The 2,729-nt window shown below is 75.6% G+C and carries 4 protein-coding genes; all 4 read right to left on the bottom strand.

What is annotated here, in order from left to right; translation table 11 throughout:
- Window positions 1-36 precede the first annotated feature (36 nt).
- Window positions 37-393, bottom strand: coding sequence for a histone-like nucleoid-structuring protein Lsr2 (locus HLB09_RS15440; protein ID WP_171204212.1), 357 nt, complete (start codon window positions 391-393; stop codon window positions 37-39).
- A gap of 202 nt (window positions 394-595) precedes the next feature.
- The gene (locus HLB09_RS15435) at window positions 596-808 is read right to left on the bottom strand and encodes a hypothetical protein (protein ID WP_171204211.1); all 213 of its coding nucleotides are present in this window, start codon (window positions 806-808) and stop codon (window positions 596-598) included.
- Window positions 809-869: 61 nt separating this feature from the next.
- Window positions 870-2,447, bottom strand: a complete 1,578-nt coding sequence (gene lysS / locus HLB09_RS15430) for a lysine--tRNA ligase (protein ID WP_171204210.1) — start codon at window positions 2,445-2,447, stop codon at window positions 870-872.
- 9 nt (window positions 2,448-2,456) lie between these two features.
- Window positions 2,457-2,729, bottom strand: a 273-nt coding sequence (locus HLB09_RS15425; RefSeq protein ID WP_171204209.1) for a pantoate--beta-alanine ligase, incomplete at its 5' end; no start/stop codon positions are given.

Below are 2,729 nucleotides of genomic sequence, written 5' to 3'. Positions count from 1 at the left end.
GGTCGCGGGGCCCTCGTGCGTCGGCCGGAGAGACGTTCAGCCCTGCGCGGCCTTATAGGCCTCGAGGACGGCGCCGGAGATGCGGCCGCGCTCGCTCACGGTGTGCCCGTTCTCACGCGCCCACTCGCGCACGGCGGCCGTGTCGACGCCGCCCGCCGAGGAGGAGGACGATCCCGAGGAGCGGGTCGAGCGGCGGGCGCCGCCGCCGGAGGAGCGCCCGCCGGCCTTGCGGGCGTGGCCGACCCACGGGGCCAGCGCGTCGCGCAGCTGGGCCGCGCGCTCGCTCGTGAGGTCGATCTCGTAGCTGACGCCGTCGAGGGCGAAGGTCACGGTCTCGTCCGCCTCACCGCCCTCGACGTCGTCGATGAGGATGACCTTCGTCTTCTGCGCCATGTCGTCCACTCCTGGAGAGCTCAGCCCGGCAGGCCCGGGGACCGTTCCGCGGCTTTCCCGCGAGAGCTCGCGCAGGCCGCGCGCCGCTCTTCCGTGCGGCGCGACTATGGCAGCAGGAATGCTGGGCGTCAAAAGCGGCCGACATTGTCGACCGGTGCCCCGACATCCATTCCCGGGGCGAAGAGGGGAAAGCGCGACCTCTTCAACGGGAGTCGTCGGCCGGGCGCCCGCCGTCGCCGTCGACCGTCGGGCGGGCCGCCCCCTCCCGGGCGGCGCGCCGCTCCGCCGCCTCGAGGCGCGCCTGCGCGGCGCGCTCGTCGCGGTCGGCGGAGATCATCTTGCGCACGACGACGACGAAGAGGGCGCAGACGGCGGCCGACGGCAGCAGGGCGCCCAGCACGGGCAGGAGGTCCACGCGTCCAGGGTAGGACGGCGTCCCGCGCGGACGCCCCGCTCCCTTGGCCGGCGTGAGCGCGTCAGCGCCCGGGGCGCACCAGCGGGAAGAGGACCGTCTCGCGGATGCCGAGTCCCGTGAGCGCCATGAGCAGCCGGTCGACGCCCATGCCCACGCCACCGGTGGGGGGCATGCCCGTCTCCATGGCGGCGAGGAAGTCCTCGTCGAGCTGCATGGCCTCGTCGTCGCCCGCGGCGGCGAGGCGGGCCTGCTCGACGAAGCGCTCGCGCTGCACGACCGGGTCGACGAGCTCGGAGTACCCCGTGGCGAGCTCGAAGCCCCGCACGTACAGGTCCCACTTCTCGACGACGCCGGGCTCGCTGCGGTGGGCGCGCACGAGGGGGGAGGTCTCGACGGGGAAGTCGCGCACGAAGGTCGGGCCGGTGAGCGTCGGGACGACGAGGTGCTCCCACAGGTGCTCGACGAGCTTGCCGTGCCCGCGGTCGCCGGCGTCGTCGCCGACGGCCATGCCCACCCGCTCCGCGAGGGCGAGCAGCTCCTCCGCCGGGGTCCGCGGCGTGACGACGGCGCCCGCCGCCGCCGACAACGACCCGTACATCGACACCTGCGACCAGGGGGCCAGCAGCTCGTCCGCCTCCGGGAGCAGCAGGTCCGGCGCCGTCTCCCGGACGGCGCGCACGGACGCCTGCACGAGGTCACGGGTGAGGTCGGCCATCGAGTCGTAGTCGCCGTAGGCCTCGTACATCTCGAGCATGGCGAACTCGGGGCTGTGGGTGGAGTCGGCGCCCTCGTTGCGGAAGTTCCGGTTGATCTCGAAGACCTTCTCGAGCCCGCCGACCACGCACCTCTTGAGGAAGAGCTCGGGGGCGATGCGCAGGAAGAGCTCCATGTCGAAGGCGTTGCTGCGCGTCGAGAAGGGCCGCGCGCTCGCGCCGCCGTGGAGCGTCTGGAGCATCGGCGTCTCGACCTCGAGGAAGCCCCGCCCGCCGAGCACCGAGCGCAGGGCGCCGACGACGGCGGCGCGGGCGCGCACCACCTGGCGGGCCTGGTCGCGCACGACGAGGTCGACGTACCGGGCGCGCACGCGCGCCTCCTCGGACATCTCCGCGCCCTCGTAGAGGTTGGGCAGCGGCCGCAGCGCCTTCGACGCCAGCGTCCACGAGGCCGCCAGCACGCTGAGCTCGCCCGTGCCGCTCGTGACGACGCGCCCCGTGACCGAGACGTGGTCCCCGAGGTCGACGTCGGACTTCCAGGCCGCCAGGGCCTCGGCGCCGACGCCCACCGGCAGGCCGCGGTCGGGCCGCGCCTCCTGCGCGAGCATGACCTGCAGGCGCGTGCCGTCGCCCTCCTGCAGCACCGCGAAGAAGAGCTTTCCGCGACCGCGCTGGAACACCACGCGGCCCGTGACCGACACCTCGTCGTCGGTCACGGCCTGCGCGCCCAGGCCCGCGTGGCGCTCGCGGACGGCCGCGAGCGTCGTCGTGCGCGGCACGCCCACCGGGTAGGGGTCACCGCCGCCATCGAGGATCCGGGCCCGCTTGTCGAGGCGGACCCGCTCCTGCTCCGACCGCTCCGCCCCGGTCTCGCGGGGGGCGCCGGCGGCCGGGGTCGAGGGGTCGGTCGCGGGTGCGTCGCTCACCCGGCGAGGCTACCGGCGCCTCGCCGCTCCCCCCGCCGCTCCATCGCCCGGCGCCTCGGCCGCACCGCCGTCCCGCGGCCCGACGACGAGGGGCGCGTTGTCGATGAGGCGGACGGCGCCGACGCGCGCCGCCACGGCCAGCAGGGCCGGGCCCCGGTGGTCCTCGGGGACCTCTGCGAGGTCGTCGGGGTCCACGAGCGCCAGGTAGTCGACGTCGGCGCCCGGCTCCTCGGCGAGCACGGCCGCGGCCGCGGCGCGCACGGCGGCCGCCCCCTCGGCGGC

Source organism: Pseudokineococcus marinus, from assembly GCF_013004605.1.
In the GTDB taxonomy this organism is placed as follows: Bacteria; Actinomycetota; Actinomycetes; order Actinomycetales; family Quadrisphaeraceae; genus Pseudokineococcus; species Pseudokineococcus marinus.
This window is presented reverse-complemented; position numbering and strand designations above follow the sequence as displayed.

Excerpts from the sequence above, each read along its gene's own strand:
- HLB09_RS15440 (WP_171204212.1), bottom strand. The coding sequence starts at position 393 with ATGGCGCAGAAGACGAAGGTCATCCTCATCGACGACGTCGAGGGCGGT.